The 25,219-nt window shown below is 59.2% G+C and carries 21 protein-coding genes and 1 pseudogene; 17 read left to right on the top strand and 5 right to left on the bottom strand.

The window, feature by feature from the left end; translation table 11 throughout:
- Window positions 1–7: 7 nt before the first annotated feature.
- The 16 genes from KDX30_RS11925 to KDX30_RS11850 all read left to right on the top strand — a co-directional run bounded on the left by KDX30_RS11925 (window position 8) and on the right by KDX30_RS11850 (window position 16,438).
- Window positions 8–1,693, top strand: a complete 1,686-nt coding sequence (locus KDX30_RS11925; protein WP_406643841.1) for an AMP-binding protein — start codon at window positions 8–10, stop codon at window positions 1,691–1,693.
- Between the two features lie 251 nt (window positions 1,694–1,944).
- The gene (locus KDX30_RS11920) at window positions 1,945–2,679 is read left to right on the top strand and encodes a glycosyltransferase family 2 protein (protein WP_027901958.1); all 735 of its coding nucleotides are present in this window, start codon (window positions 1,945–1,947) and stop codon (window positions 2,677–2,679) included.
- A gap of 127 nt (window positions 2,680–2,806) precedes the next feature.
- Window positions 2,807–3,739, top strand: coding sequence for an LpxL/LpxP family acyltransferase (locus tag KDX30_RS11915; protein ID WP_231675825.1), 933 nt, complete (start codon window positions 2,807–2,809; stop codon window positions 3,737–3,739).
- A complete protein-coding gene (locus tag KDX30_RS11910) occupies window positions 3,720–5,267 on the top strand; it encodes an HAL/PAL/TAL family ammonia-lyase (RefSeq protein ID WP_231675824.1) in 1,548 nt (515 codons plus the stop codon). Before KDX30_RS11915 ends, KDX30_RS11910 begins: the two co-directional genes overlap by 20 nt.
- Complete coding sequence (locus tag KDX30_RS11905; protein WP_122707474.1) at window positions 5,257–5,682, top strand: acyl-CoA thioesterase; 426 nt, start codon at window positions 5,257–5,259, stop codon at window positions 5,680–5,682. The genes KDX30_RS11910 and KDX30_RS11905 overlap by 11 nt, the downstream gene beginning before the upstream one ends.
- A gap of 155 nt (window positions 5,683–5,837) precedes the next feature.
- Window positions 5,838–6,413 carry an outer membrane lipoprotein carrier protein LolA gene (locus tag KDX30_RS11900; RefSeq protein ID WP_122397645.1) on the top strand — a complete coding sequence of 192 codons (576 nt, stop codon included), beginning with the start codon at window positions 5,838–5,840 and terminating at the stop codon, window positions 6,411–6,413.
- Window positions 6,403–8,739 (top strand): MMPL family transporter, encoded by a 2,337-nt coding sequence (locus KDX30_RS11895; RefSeq protein ID WP_183141712.1) that lies wholly within the window; start codon window positions 6,403–6,405, stop codon window positions 8,737–8,739. Before KDX30_RS11900 ends, KDX30_RS11895 begins: the two co-directional genes overlap by 11 nt.
- Window positions 8,736–9,908 (top strand): cation:proton antiporter, encoded by a 1,173-nt coding sequence (locus tag KDX30_RS11890; protein ID WP_231675823.1) that lies wholly within the window; start codon window positions 8,736–8,738, stop codon window positions 9,906–9,908. Before KDX30_RS11895 ends, KDX30_RS11890 begins: the two co-directional genes overlap by 4 nt.
- Window positions 9,895–11,139, top strand: a complete 1,245-nt coding sequence (locus tag KDX30_RS11885) for an NAD(P)/FAD-dependent oxidoreductase (RefSeq protein WP_231675822.1) — start codon at window positions 9,895–9,897, stop codon at window positions 11,137–11,139. Before KDX30_RS11890 ends, KDX30_RS11885 begins: the two co-directional genes overlap by 14 nt.
- On the top strand, window positions 11,136–11,870 hold the full coding sequence (locus KDX30_RS11880; RefSeq protein WP_231675821.1) for a class I SAM-dependent methyltransferase: 735 nt from the start codon (window positions 11,136–11,138) through the stop codon (window positions 11,868–11,870). The genes KDX30_RS11885 and KDX30_RS11880 overlap by 4 nt, the downstream gene beginning before the upstream one ends.
- Complete coding sequence (locus KDX30_RS11875) at window positions 11,867–12,364, top strand: DUF3261 domain-containing protein (protein ID WP_099268019.1); 498 nt, start codon at window positions 11,867–11,869, stop codon at window positions 12,362–12,364. Before KDX30_RS11880 ends, KDX30_RS11875 begins: the two co-directional genes overlap by 4 nt.
- Window positions 12,361–13,557, top strand: coding sequence for a beta-ketoacyl-[acyl-carrier-protein] synthase family protein (locus KDX30_RS11870; protein WP_027901968.1), 1,197 nt, complete (start codon window positions 12,361–12,363; stop codon window positions 13,555–13,557). Before KDX30_RS11875 ends, KDX30_RS11870 begins: the two co-directional genes overlap by 4 nt.
- Window positions 13,554–14,009, top strand: a complete 456-nt coding sequence (locus KDX30_RS11865) for a hotdog family protein (RefSeq protein ID WP_122397638.1) — start codon at window positions 13,554–13,556, stop codon at window positions 14,007–14,009. Before KDX30_RS11870 ends, KDX30_RS11865 begins: the two co-directional genes overlap by 4 nt.
- Window positions 14,006–14,734: a 3-oxoacyl-ACP reductase FabG gene (fabG, locus tag KDX30_RS11860; RefSeq protein ID WP_027901970.1), complete on the top strand. Its 729-nt coding sequence runs from the start codon at window positions 14,006–14,008 to the stop codon at window positions 14,732–14,734. The genes KDX30_RS11865 and fabG overlap by 4 nt, the downstream gene beginning before the upstream one ends.
- On the top strand, window positions 14,734–15,960 hold the full coding sequence (locus KDX30_RS11855; protein ID WP_231675820.1) for a beta-ketoacyl-ACP synthase: 1,227 nt from the start codon (window positions 14,734–14,736) through the stop codon (window positions 15,958–15,960). The genes fabG and KDX30_RS11855 overlap by 1 nt, the downstream gene beginning before the upstream one ends.
- A 31-nt stretch (window positions 15,961–15,991) precedes the next feature.
- Window positions 15,992–16,438: a hypothetical protein gene (locus KDX30_RS11850; RefSeq protein WP_027901972.1), complete on the top strand. Its 447-nt coding sequence runs from the start codon at window positions 15,992–15,994 to the stop codon at window positions 16,436–16,438.
- A 236-nt stretch (window positions 16,439–16,674) separates the two neighbouring features.
- Here KDX30_RS11850 and KDX30_RS29745 read toward each other — a convergent pair whose 3' ends face one another.
- The 3 genes and pseudogenes from KDX30_RS29745 to KDX30_RS11840 form a co-directional block, all read right to left on the bottom strand.
- Entirely contained in the window at window positions 16,675–17,463 is a 789-nt protein-coding gene (locus tag KDX30_RS29745; protein ID WP_406643840.1) for a methyl-accepting chemotaxis protein, read from the bottom strand.
- A 72-nt stretch (window positions 17,464–17,535) separates the two neighbouring features.
- A pseudogene (locus tag KDX30_RS29740) lies at window positions 17,536–18,297 on the bottom strand (MCP four helix bundle domain-containing protein); the annotation flags it as partial.
- An 80-nt stretch (window positions 18,298–18,377) separates the two neighbouring features.
- Complete coding sequence (locus KDX30_RS11840) at window positions 18,378–19,274, bottom strand: LysR family transcriptional regulator (protein ID WP_122397636.1); 897 nt, start codon at window positions 19,272–19,274, stop codon at window positions 18,378–18,380.
- Window positions 19,275–19,438: 164 nt separating this feature from the next.
- Here KDX30_RS11840 and KDX30_RS11835 point away from each other — a divergent pair, with 164 nt between their 5' ends.
- Window positions 19,439–20,665: an MFS transporter gene (locus KDX30_RS11835; RefSeq protein WP_455127255.1), complete on the top strand. Its 1,227-nt coding sequence runs from the start codon at window positions 19,439–19,441 to the stop codon at window positions 20,663–20,665.
- Between the two features lie 91 nt (window positions 20,666–20,756).
- Here the strand turns inward: KDX30_RS11835 and hemE are convergent, their stop codons facing one another.
- Together hemE and KDX30_RS11825 are read right to left on the bottom strand one after the other, a co-directional pair.
- Window positions 20,757–21,821 carry a uroporphyrinogen decarboxylase gene (hemE, locus tag KDX30_RS11830; protein WP_122707490.1) on the bottom strand — a complete coding sequence of 355 codons (1,065 nt, stop codon included), beginning with the start codon at window positions 21,819–21,821 and terminating at the stop codon, window positions 20,757–20,759.
- A 186-nt stretch (window positions 21,822–22,007) separates the two neighbouring features.
- On the bottom strand, window positions 22,008–25,205 hold the full coding sequence (locus tag KDX30_RS11825; RefSeq protein WP_231675818.1) for a dermonecrotic toxin domain-containing protein: 3,198 nt from the start codon (window positions 25,203–25,205) through the stop codon (window positions 22,008–22,010).
- Window positions 25,206–25,219: the final 14 nt, after the last annotated feature.

Here is a 25,219-nt window from a genome sequence, read left to right as displayed (position 1 = left end):
GAACCGGATGGTTGTTGACTGGATTAAACCCGAACACCTGCTGCTGGACCCGCAGTCAGCCCGTGAGCTGACGCAGGCTCCGGCGCTGAACCACTCGCAGTTCTGCGAGCAGGCACTGAGCGTAGCGGCGGGCCTGCAAGCTCAGGGCATCAAGCGACTGGCCGTGCATCTGGAAGATGCTGGCGAGCTTGCAGTTGCGCTATTTGCAGCCTGGCGCGCGGGCATCAGCGTATTGCTGCCCGCCGACCTGCAAGCCCAGACCCGCGAGCGCTGGTCCGGTCATGTAGATGCCTGGCTGACTGATCTGCCGGGCGACCGCAAGCTGAATGAACTGCACGCCGAGCCATTGCCGCCTGCCCTCCTGGATCTGGATGAGTGCTGCCTGAGCCTGTGTACGTCCGGCTCCAGCGGTGAACCCAAGCTGATCGAAAAGCGCTTGCGGCAGTTGGCCAATGAAGTCGATGCGCTGGAACAACTCTGGGGCGCAGAACTGGGCGCGGCCTGCATCATCGGCAGCGTGGCGACTCAGCATATCTATGGTTTGCTGTTTCGCGTGCTGTGGCCTTTGAGCGCGGGGCGTTGCTTCGTTCGCAAACAGCTGCCGTTCCCGGAAGACTTGCAGCGCGCCAGTCGCGAGTTCCCGCATTTTGCCTGGGTGGCCAGCCCCGCATTGCTCAAGCGCATGGGCGACAACCTCGACTGGCCGAGTCTGGGTAAGGTACGCCGGGTATTTTCCTCTGGCGGCGCACTGCCTGCGGAGGCGGCTGCGAGCCTGCATCAGCGCTTGGGCCAGTGGCCGACTGAAATCCTGGGCAGCTCGGAAACCGGCGGTATCGGCTGGCGTCAGGGTGACAACCTCTGGCAGGCCTTCTCAGGTGTCGAACTGGGCCAAGATGCCGACGGTGCCTTGCGCATCAGCTCGACCTATATGCCGGCAGGTCACATCGAACAAACCGCCGACGCGGTGCGCATGGCCAGCGACGGCCGATTTGAACTGCTTGGCCGGCTGGATCGCATCGTCAAACTCGAAGAAAAGCGCATTTCCCTGCCGCTATTGGAGCAGGCACTGGTCAGCCATGAATGGGTCAGTGAAGCGCGTCTAGGCGTGGTGCAGGAAAATCGCGCATCGCTTGGCGCATTGGTGGTGCTCAGCGCAGCAGGCTTACACGCCCTGCGCAATCAAGGCCGACGCAATCTGACGCAAACCCTGCGCCAGCACTTGAACGGCCATTGTGAAGCCATCGCCCTGCCTCGTCGCTGGCGCATGCTGCGTCAGCTGCCACTCAACGCACAGGGCAAACTGCCTCAAGCCGAGGTTCAGGCGCTGTTAATGGCCCCTCGCGGAAAAGAACCGGAAGTGCTGGCGCAACAGAACATTGATGGCGAGTGGCAGCTGCAATTGAGCGTGCCACCGGATCTGGCGTACTTCAGCGGACACTTCCCGACAGCTCCGGTATTGCCGGGAGTGGTTCAAGTGAACTGGGCCATGGCGCTGGGTCAGCGCCTGCTCGACATGCCGTCGAAATTTGCCGGTATGGAAGTTCTCAAGTTTCAGCAACTGGTCCGCCCCGGCGACCAGATCAGCCTGACCCTGCGCTTCGACGCCGAGCGCGGCAAACTCTACTTCGCTTTCCGAAACGGCGACGCGGCGTGCTCCAGTGGCCGGATCTTGCTGGAGGTGGGCGATGTTTGACTTGAAAACGGCCACGGACGCTTTCCTGCCGTTGCACTGTCACGCGACAAACATCAGCTCCTACAGGAAACTCATTCCCTGCCATAAGTTTGATTTAAACCCGAGCGCATCCCCTGTGGGAGCGAATTCATTCGCGAAAGCGGTGTGTCAGGCAAAGATGCTTTTCAGTTCGGCCTTCTTCGCGAATGAATTCGCTCCCACAGAATCCCCAACGCATTCGCGGGCAAGCCTCGCTCCAACAGGGAGTAAGCATGCATAACCCCTGCGCCATCATCCCGGTGTTTGATCATGAACTGGCGGTGCCTGCGGTAGTTCAGGCGGTGCTCGCCGCTGGTTTGCCGTGTGTGTTGGTGGATGACGCCAGCAGCCCGTCCTGCGCTGCGGTGCTGCGTGAACTGGCGCAAGGCGACAACGTTTATCTGGTCACGCTACCGGTCAATCAGGGTAAAGGCGGCGCGGTCATGGCGGGCTTCCGTGAAGCCCAGCGTCTGGGCTTCAGCCATGCACTGCAAGTCGATGCAGACGGTCAGCATGATCTGTCTGACATCAACCTGTTCCTTGAGGCATCACGCCAGCAGCCCAATGCGTTGATCTGCGGTTATCCGCAATACGATGCCAGCGTGCCCAAAGGCCGTTTGTATGCCCGTTACCTCACGCACTTCTGGGTATGGGTCAACAGCCTGTCCCTGCAGATCAAAGACTCAATGTGCGGCTTTCGGGTTTATCCGTTGGCGCCGGTGCTGCATCTGATCAACACCGTGCAGCTCGGCAAACGCATGGATTTCGACTCGGAAATCCTGGTTCGCCTGTCGTGGTTGAATCAACCCATGCACTGGCTGCCAACCAAGGTGCATTACCCGCAGGACGGCCTGTCGCACTTCCGCATGTTCCACGACAACGCATTGATCTCGAAAATGCACACCAAACTGTTCTTCGGCATGTTGGGGCGTTTCCCGTTGATCCTGTGGCGGCGGTGGTTGCCATGATCGCTGTGTGTGCCGGAAATCCGGTAGGAGCGAACTTGTTCGCGAAAGCAGGGGTACATCCGACGCATGATTGGCGCTTGAAAAATTGTCTTCGCGAACAAGTTCACTCCTACCGGGAGGTACGGCGATGAGCAATAAGCACTGGGCCAAACACGAAGAGCGCGGCAGTTTCCTGCTGATGAAGCTCACCGCGTGGGGCGTACGCCATTTGGGTCGTCGGGTGCTGAGCCCGGTGCTGCACGGCATCGTGCTGTATTTTTTTCTGTTCGGCCGCCAGGCGCGCAAGAGTGCCTGGGAATATCAACGACGCCTGTCCGAATGGAGTGCCAGACCAGAGCTGATGCCCACTCACAAACGGGTGTTCGGCCAGTTCATGGCCTTTGCTGATTCGCTGCTGGATAAACTCGACGTCTGGAACGGCAAGCTGCGTCTTGAGCAAATCGAAATCGTTGACCCTGCGCTGCTGCGCACTCAGTTGCGTGGCGATCGCGGCCAGATGCTGGTGGGTGCGCATCTGGGCAATCTCGAAGTCTGCCGGGCGCTGGCTGAGCTGGGCGAAAAAGTCACCATGAACGTGCTGGTCCACACCAAGCACGCCGAGCGTTTCAACCGGCTGCTGGGTGAAGCAGGCGCGACTAACTTGCGCCTGATTCAGGTCAGTGAGCTGGACCCGTCCGTCATGCTCCAACTGAGCCAGCGCCTGGACGACGGTGAATGGCTGGCCATCGCCGGTGACCGCGTGGCGTTGCACGGCGGGCGTAACGCGCGGGTCAATTTCCTCGGTGCAAAAGCCGCGTTCCCACAGGGCCCGTGGCTGCTGGCCGGTTTGTTGAAATGCCCGATCAATCTGATTTTCTGCCTCAAGCGCCCCAGCGGTTATCAAGTGACGCTCGAGCCATTTGCCGACGCCATCGAATGGCGACGCAGCGACCGGCAACAAGTGATAGCCGATCACGCCCAGCGCTATGCCGACCGACTCGGCCACTACTGCCTGCAAGCCCCTCAGCAGTGGTTCAATTTCTACCCTTTCTGGAAGTCCGATGACGAATCAAGTTCCTGAGCCGGTCACCTTCGGCGAGCGTGCGTTGCAGATCGAAGATGTGCTGGCGTTGGCCAATCGCCAGGTGCCGACCGCTCTGCAAGGCGACAGCGCCTACCGTCAGCGCATCGCCAAAGGCGCGCAGTTTCTTGATTCGTTGCTGGACAAGGAAGGCGTGATTTACGGCGTGACCACCGGCTACGGCGATTCCTGCGTGGTGGCGGTGCCGCTGCAACATGTGGAAGCCTTGCCGCGTCATCTGTACACGTTTCACGGATGCGGGCTGGGCAAACTGCTCGACGCTCAAGCCACTCGCGCGGTCTTGGCTGCGCGTTTGCAGTCTCTGTGCCACGGGGTTTCTGGTGTCCGCGTCGAACTGCTGGAACGACTGCAGGCGTTTCTTGAGCAGGACGTCCTGCCGCTGATTCCGGAAGAGGGCTCAGTGGGCGCCAGCGGTGATCTGACGCCGCTGTCTTATGTGGCAGCGACCTTGTCCGGCGAACGTGAAGTGATGTTCCGCGGCGAACGCCGTCAGTCCAGCGATGTGCATCGTGAACTGGGCTGGGAACCGCTGGTACTGCGCCCCAAAGAGGCCCTGGCCTTGATGAACGGCACAGCGGTGATGACCGGCCTCGCGTGCCTGGCCTTCGCCCGTGCCGATTACCTGCTGCAGCTGGCGACGCGTATCACCGCGATGAACGTGGTCGCGCTGCAAGGCAATCCGGAGCATTTCGACGAGCGTCTGTTTGCGGCCAAGCCTCATCCGGGCCAGATGCAAGTCGCGGCCTGGCTGCGCAAGGATCTGGCCATCGACGCACCGACTGCCCCCCTGCATCGTTTGCAGGATCGCTACTCGCTGCGTTGCGCGCCCCATGTGCTGGGCGTGCTGGCTGACAGCCTGAACTGGCTGCGTTCGTTCATCGAAATCGAACTGAACAGCGCCAACGACAACCCGATCATCGACGCCGAAGCCGAACGCGTGCTGCACGGTGGGCACTTCTACGGCGGCCATATCGCCTTCGCCATGGACAGCCTGAAGAACCTCGTCGCCAACGTCGCCGACCTGCTGGATCGCCAGCTCGCGCTATTGGTGGATGAGCGCTACAACCACGGCTTACCGAGCAATCTGTCGGGCGCGCCAGCGGATCGCGCAATGATCAACCATGGCTTCAAGGCCGTGCAGATCGGCACCAGCGCCTGGACTGCCGAAGCATTGAAAAACACCATGCCCGCCAGCGTGTTCTCGCGCTCGACCGAATGCCACAACCAGGACAAGGTCAGCATGGGCACCATCGCTGCCCGGGACGCCATTCGGGTTTTGGAACTGACGGAGCAAGTGGCAGCTGCCACGCTGATCGCCGCAAACCAGGGGGTCTGGCTGCGCAGCAAAGCCGCCGATGCGCGTCCACTGCCGCCCGCGCTGGCCGCCATGCACGAGCAACTGGCCGTTGATTTCCCGCCCGTGATCGAAGACCGTGCGCTGGAGGGCGAACTGCGCCTGTGCCTGCAACGTATCGCTGATCGCCATTGGAGGTTGCATGCGCAGTAAAGGCGTCATTGATGTCGACACCGAAGTCCTGGTGCCCTTTTTCGACGTCGACTCGATGAACGTCGTCTGGCACGGGCATTACATCAAGTACCTGGAAGTCGCTCGCTGCGCGTTGCTGGACCACATCGGTCACAACTACACGCACATGCTCGAATCCGGATACGGTTGGCCGGTGATCGACATCCAGTTGCGCTACGTGCGCGGCGCGGTGTTCGGCCAACGGCTGATCGTGCGCGCCAGTCTTGTGGAGTGGGAGAATCGCTTGAAGATCAACTACCTGATTACCGACGCGGAAACCGGCGAACGCATGACCCGCGCCAGCTCGATTCAAGTCGCGGTGCACATCGAAACCCGGGAAATGCAGCTGGCTTCGCCGAAAGCCTTCACTGATGCGGTTGAGAGGGTGTTGCCATGAATCTCTGTATCGAAGCAGGTCTCAACCCTGTGGGAGCGGTGCTTGCCCGCGATAAGGCTGGACGCGGTAGACCTGCTATCTGCGGTTCCCTTATCGCGGGTAAGCACCGCTCCCACATGAACCTCATTTCAACCATAGGTCGTGTGGTATGCCTCATGGCCCTGCTCTGCCTGTCGCCATTGGCCCAGGCTTTTGACCTGCAACAGCTCAGCGATCAACTGGCAAAACCGGTCGTGGTACGTGGCAATTTCATACAGGAAAAACACCTGCGTGCCTTACCAACACCGCTGGTCAGTAAAGGCCGTTTTGTACTGGCGAAAGAATTCGGCCTGCTGTGGCTGTTGAACACGCCGCTCAAACAGGACTACCGCATCAGCCCGGCCGGCATTGCCCGCCGTGACGCGGCCAACGGCTGGCAATTACTGCCAAACAAGAGCGCCGGGGCGGAACAGAACCGCCTGTTCCTGGCCGTGCTGCAAGGCGACAGCAGCGGGCTGCAGCGCGACTTCGAATTGCAGCTCAAAGGCGATGCCAAAGCCTGGCAGTTGACGCTGACCCCGCGTTCGATGTTGCTGCAACAGGTGTTCAAGCAGATCAATATCGACGGCGGCGAACTGGTACAGCGCATCGAGCTGCTGGAAACCCAGGGTGACAGTACGTTGCTGAAGATGGTCGATAGCCAGAGTGTGCCTGCCTTGAGCGATGCGGAGCGTGCTGATTTTGCGAATTGAACGTCTGTTGCCGCGCCTGTTCCTGATCATCCTGTTGGCGGTGCTGGCCCTCGCTGGCTGGCAATGGCGCGATGGTGCGCCACTGTCAGCCAACCTGATGGAACTGGTCCCCGGCAGTAGCCCTGATCCTCTGGAATTGCGCGCTGAACAGCGTATGCAAGAACCGCTGAACCGCGAAATGCTGGTGCTGGTCGGTCACACGGATCGTCAGCAAGCCATCGCGCTGGCAAAGCAATTGGGCGAGCAGTGGCAAGCCAGCGGTTTGTTCGACAAGGTCCAATGGAGCCTCCAGGCCGATCTGCCTGCGCTGCGCACCCAGTTACTGCAAGGTCGACTGGCGATGCTGCCAAAGGCAGACCGGACGCAGTTGATCGACAACCCGCAGGCCTTTATTCAACAACGCGTGCAAAGCCTTTTCGATCCGTTCAGCGGTTTCAGTCTGGTGCCGAGCCAGGATGACTGGCTGGGCCTGACCGGGCGTATCCAGAACGGCATGCCGCAGCACGGCTCGGTGCAACCGGATATCGGCAGCGGTGCGTTGGTGGCCAATGCTGACGGCAAAAGCTGGGTACTGCTGCGAGCCCGCACAAACGGCGATGCGTTCGACATGCATCTGCCGCTGCGTGTCGCCGATTTGCTCAGTGCATCCCGCCAACAAGCCGCGCAAGCCAACGGACAGTTACTGGCAGCCAGTGGCCTGCTGTATGCCGCCGACGGCCAACGTCAGGCCAGCCGGGAAATCACCTGGGTAGGCGGCGGCGCAACAGCGGGCATTCTGCTCTTGCTGCTGTTGGCTTTCCGCCGCTGGCGCGTGTTGCTGGCGTTCGTGCCGGTGCTGGTGGGCATGCTGTTTGGCGCTGTCGCCTGCGTCGCGTTCTTCGGCCATATGCACGTGATGACCCTGGTACTGGGTTCGAGCCTGATCGGCGTGGCGGTGGATTACCCACTGCATTACCTGTCCAAAAGCTGGAGCCTGAAACCCTGGCGCAGTTGGCCCGCCTTGCGTCTGACGCTGCCCGGCCTGAGCCTCAGCCTCGCAACCAGTTGCATCGGTTATCTGGCCCTGGCCTGGACACCCTTCCCGGCGCTGACGCAAATCGCGGTGTTCTCTGCGGCAGGCCTGATCGGCGCCTATCTGACTGCCGTTTGCCTGTTGCCCGCCTTGCTCAACAACACCGAGCTGAAACCGGCTCAATGGCCGCTGCGTCTGGCCGAACGTTTGCTCGGCTGGCGCGAAGCGTTGCTGAGCCGGGTCGGCACGCCGATCCTGCTGGCACTTTTGATGTTGTTCTGCGCTGCCGGGCTTTGGCAACTGACCACCAAAAATGACATCCGCCAATGGATCTCAGCACCACCGCAACTGACCGAAGAAGCCAAGGCGATTGCCAAAATCACCGGTTACCAGCCCACCAGCCAGTTTTTTCTGGTGGAAGGCAAAGACCAGCAGGAGTTGCTGGAGCGCCAGACGGCACTGACCCAACGTCTCGATCAGCTGGTGAATCTGGACGAGTTGAGTGGCTATCTGGCGTTGAATCAGCTGGTCGCGTCCCCCACCGAACAGGACGCCGTGCGCAAAGCCCTCAGTTCGTTGCCAGAGCACTGGCAGACACTGATCGACCTCGGTGTTCCGGCCAGCGCCCTGCAAGCTGAACTGACTCAGCTGCAAGCGTCACCGATCACTAATATCGACGCGGCGCTGGCCGGACCGCTCGGCGAACCCTGGCGGGTGCTGTGGCTGGGCGCCAGCAAAAACGGCGTCGCTGGCATGGTCAGCCTTCAGGGATTGAACAACGCTGCCCTGCTGCGTTTGCAGGCTCAGGACTTGCCGGGCGTGCGGTTGGTGGATCGTCTGGGGCAACTCAACACTGTTTTTGCCGCCACCCAGATCAGCGCCGCTGAATTGAAACTGGCGTCCTGCGTGCTGATCGTATTGCTGCTGATTGCTCCGTTCGGGTTTGGCGGCGCGCTGCGCATCGTGGCCCTGCCTTTGCTCGCGGCGTTGTGCAGCCTGGCAAGCCTGGGCTGGCTCGGTCAGCCGCTGACTCTGTTCAGCCTTTTTGGCTTGCTGCTGGTCACCGCAATCAGCGTTGATTACGCGATCCTGATGCGTGAACAGATTGGCGGTGCCGCCGTGAGTTTGCTGGGTACCTTGCTGGCCGCCGTCACCACCTGGTTGTCGTTTGGCTTGCTGGCGGTTTCCAGTACGCCCGCCATCAGCAACTTTGGTCTGTCGGTGAGCCTCGGGCTGGCGTTCAGCTTCATGCTGGCGCCGTGGGCTGCCAGTCGACGCGCCAAGCCAACAGCTGAAAGCGAGGCTCATCGATGATGATTGCGCTGTTCTGGCTGATGGCCTTGCTGATGTTTGCTGGTGCAACGCGTCTTGGACGCTATTTCGGCATGATTCCCATCGTCAGTCAGTTGCTGCTGGCAACCTTTGCTCTGCCACTGATCATGCTGTTCTGGATTGAACCGGGCTGGCAGTTGAGCGGCGCGCAACTGGTAGCGCCCGTCTGGTTGAAGACGCTGTACGGCCTGAGTTTCGCCATCGTTCTGGGGCATATTCTTAGCGACGTCATCGACGTGAAGATGGATCGCCAAAGCCTGAAAGTTGCGCTGCCAAGTTTCGCGGTGCCATTCCTCGCAGGGCTGGGCTGCGCCATCTGGTTTTTGCCCGCGCAACCGTGGATCAGCTCTCTGGCGCTGGGTCTGGTGTTTGCGATTACCGCGATCCCTGTGCTCTATCTGTATCTGCGCCATATCGACTATCCGCCTGAAGCGACCCGGCGTCTGGTGCAGACCGCAATCCTTATCGACCTGATGTGCTGGAGCCTGTTCGGCATTGCCCAAGGCAGCCTGAACATCAACAGTCTGTTGCTGCCGCTGCTCGGTGCCTGCGTGCCTTTGCTGCTGCGGGCCCTGCAACTGCGCCAACCACTGGTCTACAGCGTCACGTTCTTCGCCCTGCTGATGGTGGCCGAGCACTACAGACTCAATGCGCTGATTTTCGGCATCGGTTACCTGCTGTGCATGGCACGAATCAAACAGCCGTGGGTACTGCCGATCAGGCGCGAATGGTTCATGCGCCTGCAAACCTGGCTGGCGATACCGCTGATCCTGACCTTTGGCATCGTGCAGATCAACGTTCACACCGCCATGGGCAACCTTGGTTGGGTGCAGCTTGGAGCACTGATTCTGCTGCCGATTGCCAGCAAAATGCTCGGCAACTGGCTTGGCCTCAGTTGGGCGACGCCCTCCTTCGCCGGTGCCAGCCGCTGGCGTGAAAGCGTGCTGCTGAATATTCGCGGCCTTAGCGAAATCGTCTTTCTCAATATGCTGCTGCAACAACACCTGATCAACCCGGCGCTGTACTTCGCGCTGATGTTGATGAGCCTGCTCGCGACCCTTATGCCAGCCTTGCTGGGCATGGGCCGCGCACCGGTGCAGCCACCCGTAAACGCTGTCGATCCAGTAAGGAAGTCGTATGCCAGTAACTGATAGGGAAAGCCGGACAGTCGTGGTGATTGGTGCAGGTCCTGCCGGTGCAATCGCCGCAGCCTTGCTCAAACGCAACGGGCACGATGTGCTGATCATTGAGCGCCAGCAGTTCCCGCGCTTCTCCATCGGTGAAAGCCTGCTGTCGCACTGCCTGGACTTCGTCGAAGAAGCCGGGATGCTAGACGCCGTAAAGGCCGCAGGTTTCCAGAAGAAAAATGGCGCTGCGTTTGCGTGGCGCGATCAGTACAGCGCATTCGATTTCGGCGACACCTTCAGCGAAGGCCAGCCATCGACTTTCCAGGTACAACGCGGGGCGTTCGACAAACTGTTGGCCGATCAGGCTGAATTACAAGGCGTGGAAATCCGCTACCAACAAGAGATCATTGCGGGCGATTTCACCAGCCCGCAGCCAGTCCTGGACGTGCGTCGCGAAGACGGCAGCGAGTATCAGGTGCAGGCGCAGTTCGTGCTCGACGCCAGCGGTTATGGCCGCGTATTACCGCGTTTGCTGGATCTGGAGGCGCCGTCGAATTTCCCGATACGTCAGGCGGTGTTCACCCATGTGGAAGACCATTTCCCGGCATCCTTTGACCGCGAGAAAATCCTCGTCAGCATTCATCCTGAAATGCGCGACGTGTGGTTCTGGTCGATCCCGTTCAGCAACGGCCGCTGCTCCATGGGCGTCGTCGCTGCGTCCGAACGTTTCAAGGACAAACCCGAAGACCTTGATGCCTGCCTCCGCGAGTTCGTTGGCGAAACGCCGCACCTCAAGGAACTGCTCAAGAACGCAGTATGGGACACACCAGCGCGCACCATCGGCGGTTACTCGGCCAACGTCAAAACCCTGCACGGTCCGGGCTTTGCGCTACTGGGCAATGCCGCTGAATTCCTCGACCCGGTGTTCTCCTCCGGCGTGACCATCGCCATGCGTTCGGCGAGCATGGCGGCAGGCGTTCTGCATCGACAGTTGCAAGGTGAGGCGGTCGATTGGCAGACCGAGTTCGCGATACCGCTCAAACGAGGCGTGGACACCTTCCGCGCCTACGTAGAAGGCTGGTACGAAGGCACTTTCCAGGACGTGATTTTCTACCCGGAAAGCACGCGGGATATCCGCCGCATGATCAGCGCGATTCTGGCTGGATACGCTTGGGATCAGCGCAACCCGTTTGTTGCTGAACCCAAGCGCCGCCTGCGCATGTTGTCTGAAATCTGCGCGAGCCCGGCACAATGAGCGGGCCTTTCCTGAGCGACAAATACGTCGAAGAAACCCGTTTCGGCTTGTGGTTCCTGCGCAGTCACACGTGGCAACACCGCGTGCTGCGAGTGGCAATCAACGATCTGCGCAGCCTGTTTGACGGCGAACCGCCGAGCCAGCCGGTACTGCTCGATGCGGGTTGTGGTCAGGGCAAGTCATTCAAGCGGTTGTGCGAAGTGTTTGCGCCATCACGCCTGCTGGGTGTGGACGCTGACCCGGAGAGCCTGACCATGAGCCGCACTGAAGCCCGGGTTCAAGGCATCGACGTCGAGCTGATCGGCAGCGACTGCGCCGCATTGAAACTGGCGGACGCCAGCGTAGACATCGTGTTCTGCCACCAGACGTTCCATCATCTGGTCGAACAGGAACAGGCCCTCGCCGAGTTCTATCGAGTGCTCAAGCCCGGCGGCTATCTGTTGTTCGCTGAGTCCACCGAAGCCTATATCGACACCTGGGTGATCCGCTGGCTGTTCCGTCACCCGATGCATGTACAAAAGAGCGCTGAACAATATCTGCAAATGCTCCGCGATCAGGGCTTTCAGTTTGGTGCACAGAACGTGTCTTACCCTTATCTTTGGTGGAGCCGCTCCAGTGATTTCGGTTTGCTGGAACGTCTGAAACTGCGCAAGCCAGCGCTTTTTGGCCAACGCGAAGAAACCCTGGTCAACGCGGTTGCGCGCAAGCCTCTCGAGGGTGAACAAACATGATTCGCGCATTGCTGATCGCCTGCGTCCTGCTGCTGGCGGCGTGTGCCAGTAAAGCCCCGCTGCCTGTTTCGGTTCCCGAGCTACAGTTGCCGATGCAATTGCATATCCAACGCCAGCAGGCTGAACAGCGCCAGGACTGGCTGCTGGTGATTCAGCAGGAAGCCAGCGGGTTGCGCTGGTCACTGATGGACCCACTGGGTATTCCACTGGCACGTCAGCAATTGATCAACGGCCAGTGGCAAGCCGACGGTTTGTTGCCGCCCAATGCTGAAGCCCGGGAATTGTTCGCTTCTCTGCTGTTCGCGCTCACCCCGGACAACCAGTTGAGGCGTAATTACCCGACTGCGCAGCGCCGGGGCACCCAACGCATACTTGATGAACGATGGGGCGTGGAATACAGCAGCGCCGACACCTTCAGGCTGATCGTCCTCACAGGCAAAGACGGCAGAATCAACTACGCCATCAGCCCGCTGAACAGCGAGGCCTTGCAGTGAGCGCTTACCTGAACGCATTGGGCTTGATCTGCTCTCTGGGCAGTGGCCGCGAAGAAGTCGCGCGACGGTTGTTCGCTGCTGATACGTCCGGCATGGTCGATGAAGGCGGCTGGGTGCCTGAGCGCATCTTGCCGGTGGGTGCCGTGAAAACAGCGTTGCCGCCAATCCCCCAATCCCTGGCTTCTCACAACAGCCGCAACAATCGGTTGCTGCTGGCGGCTGCGCTGCAGATCGAGCCGGACATCCGTGAGGCTATAACGCGTTACGGCACCCATCGCATCGGCGTGATCCTGGGAACCAGCACGTCCGGTATAGACGAGGCAGGGCGTGGCATTGGCGAATGGTTGAGCAGCCAGCAATTCCCGGCGGACTATCACTACCAGCAGCAAGAGCTGGGCGCGGCAGCCAACTTCATTTCGGAGTGGCTGCAACTGAGCGGCCCGTCCTACGTGATCTCCACTGCCTGCACCTCCAGCGCCCGCGCCCTGCTCAGCGCCCGACGTGCCCTGGACATGGGCCTGTGCGATGCGGTGTTGTGCGGCGGCGTCGACACACTGTGCAAACTCACCCTGAACGGTTTTTCCGCGCTGGAAGCGGTCTCACAGCAGCTCTGTAACCCGTTTTCGCGCAATCGTAACGGGATCAATATCGGCGAGGCTGCCGTGCTGTTCCTGATGACCCGTGAAGCCAGCGGCGAGCATTCGATTGCGTTGCTGGGTGCGGGCGCAACGTGCGACGCGCACCACATTTCTGCACCGGAACCCAGCGGCTGCGGTGCCCGCGAAGCCATGCAGCAAGCGCTGGACAATGCCGGGCTTGCAGCCGCGCAGATTGGTTATCTGAACCTGCACGGCACCGCGACTCCACTCAATGACGCCATGGAAAGCCTGGCAGTGAAGGCTGTTTTCCCTGATGGAGTGCCGTGCTCTTCGACCAAGCCCATGACCGGTCACACACTGGGCGCGGCAGGTGCGCTGGAGGCGGCTTTCTGCTGGTTGAGCCTGGCACCGGAAAATACCGACCACGCGCTTCCACCCCATGCCTGGGACGGCGAAGCCGATCCACAGCTGCCGCCCCTGCAATGGACTGACGCCCAGACTCGTCTGGCACAGACGCCCAAGCGCTACATGATGAGCAACTCGTTTGCCTTCGGTGGCAACAACATCAGCCTGATTATCGGAGACGCCCAATGATTGCCTGGCCGCTCGCCGAACTGCTACCGCATGCCGGCGACATGATCCTCATCGATGAGGTGCTGTCGTTCGACGAAGAACAGATTCACACTCGCCTGACCGTCACTCCGAACGGACTGCTCAATGACACCAACGGCAACATGCCCGCCTGGGTGGGTATCGAGCTGATGGCCCAGAGTGTCGCGGCCTATGCCGGTTGCCAGGCGCGCACTCAGGGCAAGCCCGTGGCGCTGGGCTTCCTGCTGGGCAGCCGCAAGTTCGAATGCAACGTGGAGCAATTTCCCGCAGGCAGCGAGCTGCACATCCACGCGCTGCGTACGTTGCAGGACGATAACGGCATGGGTGTGTTCGAATGTCGCCTGACCGGCCCGGCTATTGAAGCGTTTGCCCGCCTTAGCGTGTACTGCCCACCCAACCCCGACCAATACATGAACGAAGGAGCCCGCACATGACTGACTCGATACTGGTCACCGGCTCCAGCCGTGGCATTGGCCGCGCGATTGCGCTACGTCTCGCGCAAGCAGGTTTCGACCTGATTCTGCATTGCCGCAGTGGCCGCACGGAAGCCGAAGCCGTCCAGGCCGAAATCGTCGCCCTGGGCCGTCAGGCGCGGATTCTGCAATTCGACGTGGCGGACCGGGAAACCTGCAAAGCCATTCTTGAAGCCGATGTAGAAACCCATGGTGCCTATTACGGCGTAGTGCTCAACGCCGGGCTCACTCGCGACGGCGCCTTCCCGGCGCTCAGCGACGACGATTGGGACGTGGTGCTCAGAACCAATCTGGATGGCTTCTACAACGTATTGCACCCGGTGATGATGCCGATGATCCGTCGCCGGGCCGCCGGTCGCATCGTGTGCATCACCTCGGTCTCGGGCCTGATCGGCAATCGCGGCCAGGTCAATTACAGCGCGTCCAAGGCCGGTATCATCGGTGCTGCCAAGGCGCTGGCCATCGAGCTGGGCAAACGCAAGATCACCGTCAACTGCGTCGCGCCCGGCCTGATCGATACCGCCATGCTCGACGAAAATGTCCCTGTGGATGAACTGATGAAGATGATTCCCGCGCAGCGCATGGGCACGCCTGAAGAAGTCGCCGGCGCGGTTAATTTCCTGATGTCCGCCGAGGCGGCGTACATCACTCGCCAGGTACTGGCCGTTAACGGAGGCCTGTGCTGATGAAGCGCGTCGTCGTGACCGGCATGGCCGGGATTACTTCACTGGGCAGCGACTGGGCGAGCATCGAAGCCAACTTCAACGCCAACCGCAGTGGCATTCGACGCATGGACGAGTGGGATCGCTTCACCGAGTTGAACACCCGGCTGGCAGGCCCTATCGATGATTTCGCCGTGCCGTCGCACTGGACCCGCAAACAACTGCGCAGCATGGGCCGTGTCTCACGTTTCGCAGTGGGTGCCTCTGAACAGGCCCTGATCGGTGCGGGCCTGCTCAACGACCCGATCATCCGGGACGGGCGCATGGGCACCGCGTGCGGTTCATCCACGGGCAGCACCGAAGATGTAAAAGCCTTCGGCAACATGCTGCTCAACTCAGTGGCCATAGGGCTCAATGCCAATTCCTATGTGCGAATGATGCCCCACACCACGGCGGCCAATATCAGCATTTTCTTCGGTCTGACAGGCCGCCTGATTCCGACGTCCAGCGCCTGTACCAGCGGCAGCCAAGGCATCGGTTATGCCTATGAGGCGATCAAGTTCGGCCGCTTGCCGCTGATGCTGGCCGGTGGTGCTGAAGAACTCTGCCCCACTGAAGCCATGGTCTTCGACGCGTTGTACGCTACCAGCCTGAAGAACGATGCGCCTCACACCAGCCCGCGCCCTTACGACATCGGCCGCGATGGCCTGGTGATCGGCGAAGGCGGCGGCATGCTAGTGCTCGAAGAGCTGGAACACGCATTGGCCCGTGGCGCACATATTCACGCAGAACTGGTGGGCTTCGGCAGCAACGCCGATGGCGCGCACAGCACCCGCCCGGAGCAGGCCACCATGCGCCGTGCCATGGAGCTGGCACTGGAAGACGCCAACCTGCCGCCCGAAGCCATTGGCTATGTCAACGGCCACGGTACGGCGACGGAACAAGGTGACATTGCCGAAACCCTCGCCACCAGCAGCCTTTTTGGTTCGCGTATGCCGATCAGTTCGCAGAAGAGTTTCCTCGGCCACACGTTAGGTGCCTGCGGTGCGCTGGAGTCGTGGTTCTGCATCGAGATGCTCAATCGCGACCGTTACATCCATACCCTGAATCTGGACAAGATCGATCCGCAGTGCGGCGATCTGGACTACCTGCGCGGTGAGCCTCGGCAGATGAGCCACGAATACGTGATGAACAACAATTTCGCTTTTGGCGGGGTCAACACGTCGTTGATTTTCCGCCGCTGGTCCTGACCCTTTTATTTAATCTCAAGGAGAGATCGTTATGCGCATGAAAACCTGGATCGCTGCAGCCGCCGTCGCGTTGTCCGTTCTGCCCGCTGTCAGCCAGGCCCGCGACACGGCGCTGTTTCTGCCGTTTCAGAAGGTCATCAATGACATGACCGCCGCCGGCAAAATCGACGGCAGCGTGAAGTTCTACCTGGCCGGCGTGCAGCCCAAAGGTAAAGTCACCGTGATCAGCCCGGGCGCCGTGACCAACAAGAAAACCAACGCCTTCAACAAGACCGATACCGAAGCCTGCGAATGGGTTCTGCAATCGGCCATCCTGCAGATGTACAGCGCAGCCAAAAACGCTAACGCCAACGCAGTGACCAACATCGCCAGCTACTACAAAAGCATCGAACGCAAAGACCCGGTGAACTATGAATGCCACGCCGGTGCAATCATTGCTGGCGTTGCGTTGAAGGGTGATTTGAGCAAGGTGGACTGATCCCACGTTGCTGATATTGGTAGGAGCGAATTCATTCGCGAAGGGGGCCGGTACATTCGCAGCCAATGTATCGTCTGAAATACCGCCTTCCCGAATGAATTCGGTCTCACAGGATGGTGAAAGCCCTGTGGGAGCGAGGCTTGCCCGCGAAGAACGATGACTCGGACTACCTGTCACTACGCGGTGACTGATTCGCGAACAAGTTCGCTCCTACCGGGGATATGTACCCGACCAGATTACAACTGAAAACGCCCGACCATGGTTTTCAGATCGTGGGACAGTCCCGACAGGGACTGGCTGGCCGAGTCTATCTGCCCGGCGCCCTCCGAGGTCTGAATCGACAGGTCGCGGATGTTGACCAGATTGCGGTCGATTTCCCTCGCCACCTGAGCCTGCTCCTCTGAAGCACTGGCGATCACCAGATTCCTTTCGTGGATCAGCGAGATAGCCTGAGCAATTTCATCCAGCGCACCACCAGCGTTTTTCGCCATGTCCAGGGTCGTGAGCGCCTGCTCATTGGTCGCCTGCATGGTATCAACGACCTTCGCTGTACCGGCCCGAATCGCCGCAACCATCTGTTCGATTTCCTGAGTCGAGGTCTGAGTACGCCCCGCCAATGCGCGCACTTCATCGGCAACGACGGCGAAACCTCGTCCGGCTTCTCCCGCACGCGCAGCCTCGATTGCGGCGTTAAGCGCCAGCAGATTGGTCTGCTCGGCCACGCCCCGAATCACATCCAGAATTTTGCCGATGTCTTGGGAATGCTCGGCCAGCTCACGGACCTGCGAAGAAGCGTCCTCGACACGCTGCCCCATTCGCTCGATGGCCTGAATAGTCCCGTCGACGCGTTGGCGACCCACCTGCGCGGTCGTCGTCGACGCACTGGAAGCATCCGCCGTGGAGACAGCATTGCGGGCTACCTCCTCAACAGCCACGGTCATTTCGTTAACCGCTGTAGCAGCCTGCTGAATTTCGTCGTTCTGGTTATGCAGATCACCGGAAGTCTGAGTGGTGATCGCGGTCATTTCTTCGGCAGCAGTAGCAAGTTGGTCGGAAGAGTTACCGATCAGACGCAGGGTATCCATCAAGGCTTGCTGCATCTCACCCAAAGACTTTTGCAGATCGGCGGCCTCATCCTTGCCATCGACCTCGATAGTCCCGGTCAGGTCACCACGGGCAATACGCCGGGCGGCCCCGATAGCGCCATTGAGTGGTTGCACAATGCTGCGCGTCAGTAACCAGGCCAGCCCGACGGTCAGCGCAAATACGAGCACCAGCACACCCACGGTGGTCTGCATCGCGGTGTCATAGCGTTGCTCGGCCTGCTGGGTGTAGAGGCTGCCTTGTTCGAGGTTAATCTTGACCAGCTCGTTGAAGAGATCACCGGTCTGGTTGGACAGATCCTGAATGGTGCCGTTGAGCAGCGCGGTCATCCCCTGGATATCGCCCTGCTCGGAAAGCTTCTGATAGCTATCCAGCGCCTGTTGATATTGGGCCACGACGCTTTGCATCTTCGAAAAGGACGTGCGAGCGACTTCGGGTACGATCGGGGTATATCCGTCCAGCGCCTTGCTCAATTCGCCGCGCAGAAACACCAGACGCTGGGTGGACGGCCCCAGAACGGCGGGATCACGGTTGATCATCAGCCGGAACGTGAGCACGCGAATGCCCAGCGAGTTGTCACGAATACTGCCCAGCCATCGGGTCCCGGCGTGCGACACCTGTTCGGTGTGCACAACGGCCTCGCGCATCTGCGTGATCTGGTGCATGGAGAAGATGCCGAAGCCAAGCATCAACACACTGATGACACCAAAACTCAGAAATGCACGTGTCGAAATACGTATCTGCCGGAGAGCCATAGATCACCAAAAACGGAAAGGTCTTCAATCTGTCTCGACTCCGACCAGCAGAACTTGACCCTCCAGCTCTCAATGGGTGGCTATTTGTCCTCCGTGCGGCGCGTCACCAGCTCAACAAACGCCCTGGCCATGGGTGATTGCTGATCCTTGCGCTGCACCAGCCATACCGCACTGGTGGCGTCTGGATCGAGCAGGGTTCGGTACACCACGCCGTCGATGCGCATGCGCCGATAGGAGGCGGGCAGCACCGTCACGCCAAGGCCCGCCGCGACCAGACCGATGATGGTCATGACTTCACCCGCTTCCTGAGTGATCAGCGGCGTGAAGCCAGCCGCTCTGGCCAGATCCATCATTTGCGCGTACAAGCCGCTGCCATAGGTGCGCGGGAAAAACACGAACGGTTCGTTTGCCAGTTCCGACAGGTGCAAACCCTGCTCGCTGCCCTGCGCCAATGGGTGACCGGCATTGATGATCGCCACCAACGGCTCACGCAACAGTTCGACCACCACCAGTGACTCCGGCAATGCCAGAGGCCGCATGATGCCGACCTGAATAGACTCATCTTCCAGTTGCGCGGCCACTTCCATGCTGTTCATTTCCTGCAAGGCCAGGTGCACAGCAGGAAAGCGTTGCCGAAACGCGAAGATCGCCTGAGGGATACTCGACGTGAATGGCGCTGAAGTGGTGAAGCCGATCTTCAACTCCCCCAGCTCTCCCAATCGCACACGACGCGCGACATCCGCAGCCTTGTCGACCTGCGCCAGCACCAACCGCGCCTCGTCGAGAAACAACCGTCCCGCTTCACTCAACTCCACACGACGATTAGTGCGATCAAAAAGACGCGTGCCCAGTTCCTGCTCCAGCGCCTGGATCTGCTGACTTAGCGGAGGCTGGGAAATACCCAGAACCTGCGCCGCGCGACCAAAGTGCAGCTCTTCGGCGACCGCTATGAAATAGCGCAGATGACGTAATTCCATGGTCCTCCCATTAAGTCGTTTTACCTATCAAACAGGTCGAACAATATATTGGAAAGAATGATTAGCGAGCTATATTCTTTTTTCTCATCGCCCGCCAGACGTCTTTGAGGTCAACCGTGAACACTGTCGTCAGCCCTTCTGCTCCGCAAAGCCAGTCGACAACGATTGAAGCGGTCATCCCCTTGGGCGACGTTTATATCGAGAAAGACACGCCGTTGTTCATGCGCACGGTGCTTGCGCTGTTTGCGGGCGGTTTCGCGACGTTTGCGCTGTTGTACTGCGTGCAGCCGATGATGCCGGTGCTCTCCAGAGAGTTCTCGATCAATGCGGCACAGAGCAGCCTGATTCTTTCTGTATCGACCGGAATGCTGGCGATCGGATTGCTGATCACCGGGCCCATTTCCGACCGCCTCGGGCGCAAGCCGGTGATGGTGCTGGCGCTGTTTTGCGCGGCGATCTTCACCCTCGCCAGTGCATTCATGCCGAGCTGGGAAGGCGTGCTGATTACCCGAGCGTTCGTGGGACTGTCCCTCAGCGGGCTGGCGGCGGTGGCGATGACTTACCTGAGTGAAGAAATTCACCCCAACCACATTGGCCTGGCCATGGGTCTGTATATCGGTGGCAACGCGATTGGCGGCATGAGCGGACGAGTCATTACAGGGGTATTGATCGACTACGTCAGTTGGCACGTGGCATTGATGGTGGTGGGTGTTTTGGCGCTGATCGCCGCAGCGGTGTTCTGGAAAATCCTCCCGGAATCGCGCAACTTCCGCGCACGCTCGTTGCAGCCGCGCAGCCTGATTGATGGTTTTGTCATGCAGTTTCGTGACGCAGGCCTGCCATTGCTGTTTCTCGAAGCGTTCCTGCTGATGGGCAGCTTCGTGACCCTGTTCAACTACATTGGCTATCGCTTGCTGGCCGAGCCCTATCACCTGAGTCAGGCGGTGGTCGGACTGTTTTCGGTGGTGTACCTGTCGGGCATCTACAGCTCGGCGAAGATCGGCTCCCTGGCTGACAAACTAGGCCGCCGCCAGGTTCTATGGGCGGTGATCGTGTTGATGCTGGCGGGCATGGCTCTGACGATGTTCGAGCCGCTGGCGCTGGTTGTCATTGGCGTTCTGATGTTCACCTTCGGCTTCTTCGGTGCGCATTCAGTGGCCAGCAGCTGGATTGGCCGACGGGCAATCAAAGCCAAAGGCCAGGCGTCGTCGCTCTATCTGTTCAGCTATTACGCGGGTTCAAGCGTGGCCGGAACGGCGGGCGGAGTGTGCTGGCATTACGGCGGGTGGCACGGCATCGGGTTGTTTATCGGTGTGCTGCTGTTGATTGCACTGGCGGTTGCGCTGAAGTTGGCGAAGTTGCCGCCACTGCAGGTGAAGGCACTAATATAAGCGCTGCCTGTAGGAGCTGCCGAAGGCTGCGAAAGCGGTGTGTCAGGAATACACCTTCGCAACCTTCGGCAGCTCCTACAGGATCAATGCATTAATTGTGATACTGCGCCGACAACTCATGCACCGCTTCAATGAAAGCACCAGCATGTGCAGGGTCAACTTCAGGCGTGATGCCGTGGCCCAGGTTGAAGACGTGGCCGTTGCCGCTGCCGTAGCTGGCGAGGATGCGTGCCACTTCGGCGCGAATGGCTTGTGGGCTGGCGTATAGGACCGATGGGTCCATGTTGCCTTGCAGCGCGACTTTGTCACCCACGCGACGACGGGCATCGCCGATGTTGGTGGTCCAGTCCAGACCCAGTGCGTCAGCGCCGGTTTCAGCCATGCTTTCCAGCCACAGACCGCCGCCTTTGGTGAACAGGATCACCGGAACCTTGCGACCGTCATTCTCGCGAATCAGGCCGTTGACGATCTTGCGCATGTAGGCCAGCGAGAACTCCTGATACGCCGCATCAGACAGACTACCGCCCCAGCTGTCGAACACTTGCACCGCTTGCGCGCCTGCCAGAATCTGGCCGTTGAGGTAGGCGATAACCGAGTCAGCCAGCTTGTCCAGCAGCAGGTGCATGGCTTGCGGGTTTTCGTAAAGCATGGCTTTGGACTTGCGGTGGTCTTTCGAAGAACCGCCTTCGACCATGTACGTCGCGAGAGTCCAAGGGCTACCGGAAAAACCGATCAGCGGCACACGGCCGTTCAGTTCGCGGCGGATGGTACTGACAGCGTCCATGACGTAACCGAGATCTTTCTGCGGATCAGGGATCGGCAAGGCTTCGATATCGGCCATCGTGTTAACGGTTTTCTTGAAGCGCGGACCTTCGCCCGTCTCAAAGTACAAGCCCAGCCCCATGGCATCCGGAATGGTCAGAATATCGGAGAACAGAATTGCAGCGTCCAGCGGATAACGTTCAAGCGGCTGCAGCGTAACTTCACAGGCGAACTCCGGGTTCATGCACAGGCTCATGAAGTCCCCGGCTTTGGCGCGGCTGGCGCGATATTCCGGCAGGTAGCGGCCGGCCTGACGCATCATCCAGACGGGGGTGACGTCCACGGGTTGCTTGAGCAGGGCGCGAAGGAAACGGTCGTTCTTCAAGGCAGTCATGTCGGCATCCGCAAAAAAAGTGCGGGCATTTTCTCAGACGTGGACGCAAAAGGCACGGCCAGAGCCGTGCCTTTTATCTATCGGGTCGATTTGTCGCGGCCGTGGAACCGGCTTCGCCCGGGATACTTCACTCCTGAACTCGGCTAAACCCGGCGCTGAGCAGATAGTCTTAGAACATTCAACCAGTCAATGGCTAGGCAAGAGCTTATCGAATTCAAGTACCCCCGGTTGCCCCGGGACTTTGACCACCTGACCGCTTTCATCGAGTACCACGCGCTCGATCACTTGCAAGCGCCACGGCCCTCTGCCCTTGCCACCCGGAATACCGGTTAAATCAAACGTGGAAATATACCTGCCCGTTCCCTTCTCCTCATAACCATGAAATTTGCCGCCGCCTCTCTCGATGTATTTTTCGGTGACTTTTTCTACCGATTGCCTCAAAGCGTCCTGAATATGCGGATCCGCTTTTTTAAAAGGCTTGGAGTTTTCGAATCCGGCTACATCCAGGGTGTAGCGCTTAGGCGCTCCACTCGCAACAGAGGATCCTGGCGTCGGCTCTTTTGCAGCCTTGCGTCCGCCGCCCAAAAGTCCGACCTTTGCGTGCGTCCAGACACCGCCTTCGAAACTGATCGGCGCTTGGTAGTAAGCATCCGGACGGCGGGGATCAATCAACCGCCACGTCGCATAATCACGGTCGTAGCGAACCGGGTAGGTTTTACCGGCATCCTTCACATAAAAACGCGAGAGGCCTGCGCTACGACCGGTTTCGTAAACGCCGTTAAAGACGCCGTCGGTCCTCATCTGCAGGCTGTCTGGCGCTTTCTTTAGCGCAGCTTTGGGATTGAAAGTGGAACCACCGAGGCCCACTGCCTTGGGCGAGCGTCCTCCAGCACCAAGGAAAAGACCCATCAGCAAGATTGCAGCCTGGTTAAAATACAAAACAGCCTCTCGCTCTCCTTTGACGGTGCTTACCACGCCTCGAATAATCGAATAAACCACCTGCAACGCAGTCACGGGCAGAGCGATGTAGAAAGGCGCAAACATCAGTGCGATATCGCCAACAAAAATAGCGGTGTCCCAAGCGTCCTGCCAATTCCTCTCCCACGTAGTATTGGTTTGCTCGTTGACTGACGAGATGACATGCGCGACGCGTGCCTCGTAGGCAGCTTCGTAGAAATTGCGGCGCAGTGGCACTGAATCCAGCTTGAAATTGCGTGCATCTACGGTCAGCGACTTCCTGACTTGCGCCTGCCATGGCGAGGGCGCATGACTTATCAAATACTCCAGGAAAGCCGTGTTGCGAAAAATCTCCTTGCGCAGCTCCAGCCCGTCTTCAAACAAACGAAAGCATCTCCCGTCTGGTGCCTGCGGTATATACAGAACGACTGAAGGCACCGCCTCGCGTGAAACAGGAGCAATCAACAAAAGCCCATCCAGCGTCACTCCGCTGACCTTCATGCGTTGAGCCGTAATCTGATGCCCCTCTACTTTCGCCCGATCAACGCCCTCGACCGGGCTATCAAGTAGCGCCATAACCCACTGGTAAGCACGATCACTGCGGCCTGCTGACAGTTCATCTTCAGCAAACTCCCCTGACATACTTGCTTCCAGGGCATTCAAGCGCATCTGCGCCTGCATGACTTGTACATAGCGCTCTTTACGCCATATCCCTTCCGCAGACGTCAACAAGCGTGTGGTCAGGAATTTTACGTAGTTTTCGCCCACATCCAGATCACGAACAAGGTCGTACAGGTAGTCGAACGAAAGAGCCGGGATAGGTTCTTCCAGATGATTCCGGGCGCTAATAGTTGCACTCGACAAAGCATCGAGAAATCCGAAATTCTTCAGGCTCAACTCTGTGAGGCTGCACAGTTCTTTCCGGTCTTTCGGTTCAGTAGTCACCGGCTCATCGACGATGACGATGCCTGCCACTTCGGGAATCAGGGTTTCAATCACTACATCATCAGGCTCCAGCTCCAGCCCATGATCAATTTTTAACCGCTCGTGCAAAGCGGCACGGGCATACATGCGCAGTTGCGCTGGATCGCCATAGGCCAGGACATCAGGCAAACCTGGGGCTTGCGCCTCGACTAACGCCTGAATGTACCCATGGGCGGCCTCTTCCCAGGCAGCTTTATCGGCGGTAGAAGCCTGAATGAACCACGCGGGCCGCTCCAATCCCTCTGAAGGGAACCAGCCTCCGTTTTCATCAATGGCGAGCTTGGCGACGGCACTTCGTAAAGCTGTCACATCGCATTCGGACTTTAAACCCAGAACATTGCGTTCGTAATCCTGCAGTTGATAACTGATGGCCAGGTAGAAACTGTCGGTGTTATTCCCTGCACGACTGAAACGCACCCCGTCCTCGTCGCCGCGCCCATAAATCCCTTCGCCAAAACTCACCAGGGCGAGGTGATGAGTATCTCGCTCGGCCGATGGGTGACCTTCGTCATATGTAGTGATACGCATATCGCGACCCAGCCGGGTTTTCAGCAAATGCTCGGTCAAGGTGCGGGCCAAAACATCGGTCTGCTCGTCAAAAACCCGAGTATGGAGCAGCCCGTCGATGGCTCGGTCGTGGGCCCATTCAGCTCGCGAATCTTGCAGCGCTACGAAGAAGGGCTGAGGCAGCCCACCGTTATTTACAAGCTCAGCCTCCTCGCGTTCAGTCAGTGCCTGGGTACGCAAAAGATCTTCCAGACGATCAAGAGGCAGATGCGGGTTTAGCTCACTTAGGGACAGTAGGACCGGGGAGCCGTCTTGCAGCGCAGCTGTCGAGAATGGAAGGTAACGGTTCGATTCGGAAGTTGCTGATATTGATTTTGATACATGGTCATCCGCCATCAAAGCGTCGAACAACCAGCCACGCTCCAACCGCACCCACACCGAAACTTGTGCCCGCAGCCTGACGATCCGGCACGGCACCGTCTTATCCTCACCCCAGTCACCGATCTCGGTTGTTGCAGGGAGTTGGCTGAACATCACCCAAAACAACGACTCGGTGAGGTAGGTCTGGCTGCTACCCGGTGCAGAGTAAGTACCATCATCACGCTGCACGAAGGTGATCGTTTGCTCCACCACGCTCCAATCGTTGCCTTTCAGGTAGGAGCCCAGCGAACCACCTTTGTTATCTACAACGACGATGCCCATGTTTACAGGCCATTGAGGCAGCCAGGTCAAAATGGAAAACAGCAGACCATCGCCACCCTCGGGAAAGTAATTATCTGCAGTGAATTGTTCGGCAAACTGATCAAGCATTCGATCAGCACGCTGGCGTGCAATGTGTTCACGAATTGAGCTAATGCTTGGGTTGAATGTCCTCGTCGCTTCGGAACCTGAAAGCGCGGCAGAGGCAGAGGCAGGCAGGGTTGTATCTCGAAACATGGCTATTTCCTTAT

Origin of the sequence: Pseudomonas quasicaspiana (genome assembly GCF_021147825.1) — a bacterium.
GTDB classification, from domain to species: domain Bacteria; phylum Pseudomonadota; class Gammaproteobacteria; order Pseudomonadales; family Pseudomonadaceae; genus Aquipseudomonas; species Aquipseudomonas quasicaspiana.
Note: the sequence above shows the minus strand (reverse complement) of the source record. Positions and strands in the feature narration are given on the sequence as shown.

Coding starts and splice junctions, on each gene's coding strand:
- KDX30_RS11825 (WP_231675818.1), bottom strand. CDS start 25,205: ATGTTTCGAGATACAACCCTGCCTGCCTCTGCCTCTGCCGCGCTTTCA.
- KDX30_RS11885 (WP_231675822.1), top strand. CDS start 9,895: ATGCCAGTAACTGATAGGGAAAGCCGGACAGTCGTGGTGATTGGTGCA.
- KDX30_RS11855 (WP_231675820.1), top strand. CDS start 14,734: ATGAAGCGCGTCGTCGTGACCGGCATGGCCGGGATTACTTCACTGGGC.
- KDX30_RS11890 (WP_231675823.1), top strand. CDS start 8,736: ATGATGATTGCGCTGTTCTGGCTGATGGCCTTGCTGATGTTTGCTGGT.
- KDX30_RS29745 (WP_406643840.1), bottom strand. CDS start 17,463: ATGACCGCGATCACCACTCAGACTTCCGGTGATCTGCATAACCAGAAC.
- KDX30_RS11925 (WP_406643841.1), top strand. CDS start 8: ATGGTTGTTGACTGGATTAAACCCGAACACCTGCTGCTGGACCCGCAG.
- KDX30_RS11920 (WP_027901958.1), top strand. CDS start 1,945: ATGCATAACCCCTGCGCCATCATCCCGGTGTTTGATCATGAACTGGCG.
- KDX30_RS11865 (WP_122397638.1), top strand. CDS start 13,554: ATGATTGCCTGGCCGCTCGCCGAACTGCTACCGCATGCCGGCGACATG.
- KDX30_RS11900 (WP_122397645.1), top strand. CDS start 5,838: ATGGCCCTGCTCTGCCTGTCGCCATTGGCCCAGGCTTTTGACCTGCAA.
- KDX30_RS11915 (WP_231675825.1), top strand. CDS start 2,807: ATGAGCAATAAGCACTGGGCCAAACACGAAGAGCGCGGCAGTTTCCTG.
- KDX30_RS11880 (WP_231675821.1), top strand. CDS start 11,136: ATGAGCGGGCCTTTCCTGAGCGACAAATACGTCGAAGAAACCCGTTTC.
- KDX30_RS11905 (WP_122707474.1), top strand. CDS start 5,257: ATGCGCAGTAAAGGCGTCATTGATGTCGACACCGAAGTCCTGGTGCCC.
- hemE (WP_122707490.1), bottom strand. CDS start 21,821: ATGACTGCCTTGAAGAACGACCGTTTCCTTCGCGCCCTGCTCAAGCAA.
- KDX30_RS11850 (WP_027901972.1), top strand. CDS start 15,992: ATGCGCATGAAAACCTGGATCGCTGCAGCCGCCGTCGCGTTGTCCGTT.
- fabG (WP_027901970.1), top strand. CDS start 14,006: ATGACTGACTCGATACTGGTCACCGGCTCCAGCCGTGGCATTGGCCGC.
- KDX30_RS11875 (WP_099268019.1), top strand. CDS start 11,867: ATGATTCGCGCATTGCTGATCGCCTGCGTCCTGCTGCTGGCGGCGTGT.
- KDX30_RS11840 (WP_122397636.1), bottom strand. CDS start 19,274: ATGGAATTACGTCATCTGCGCTATTTCATAGCGGTCGCCGAAGAGCTG.
- KDX30_RS11910 (WP_231675824.1), top strand. CDS start 3,720: ATGACGAATCAAGTTCCTGAGCCGGTCACCTTCGGCGAGCGTGCGTTG.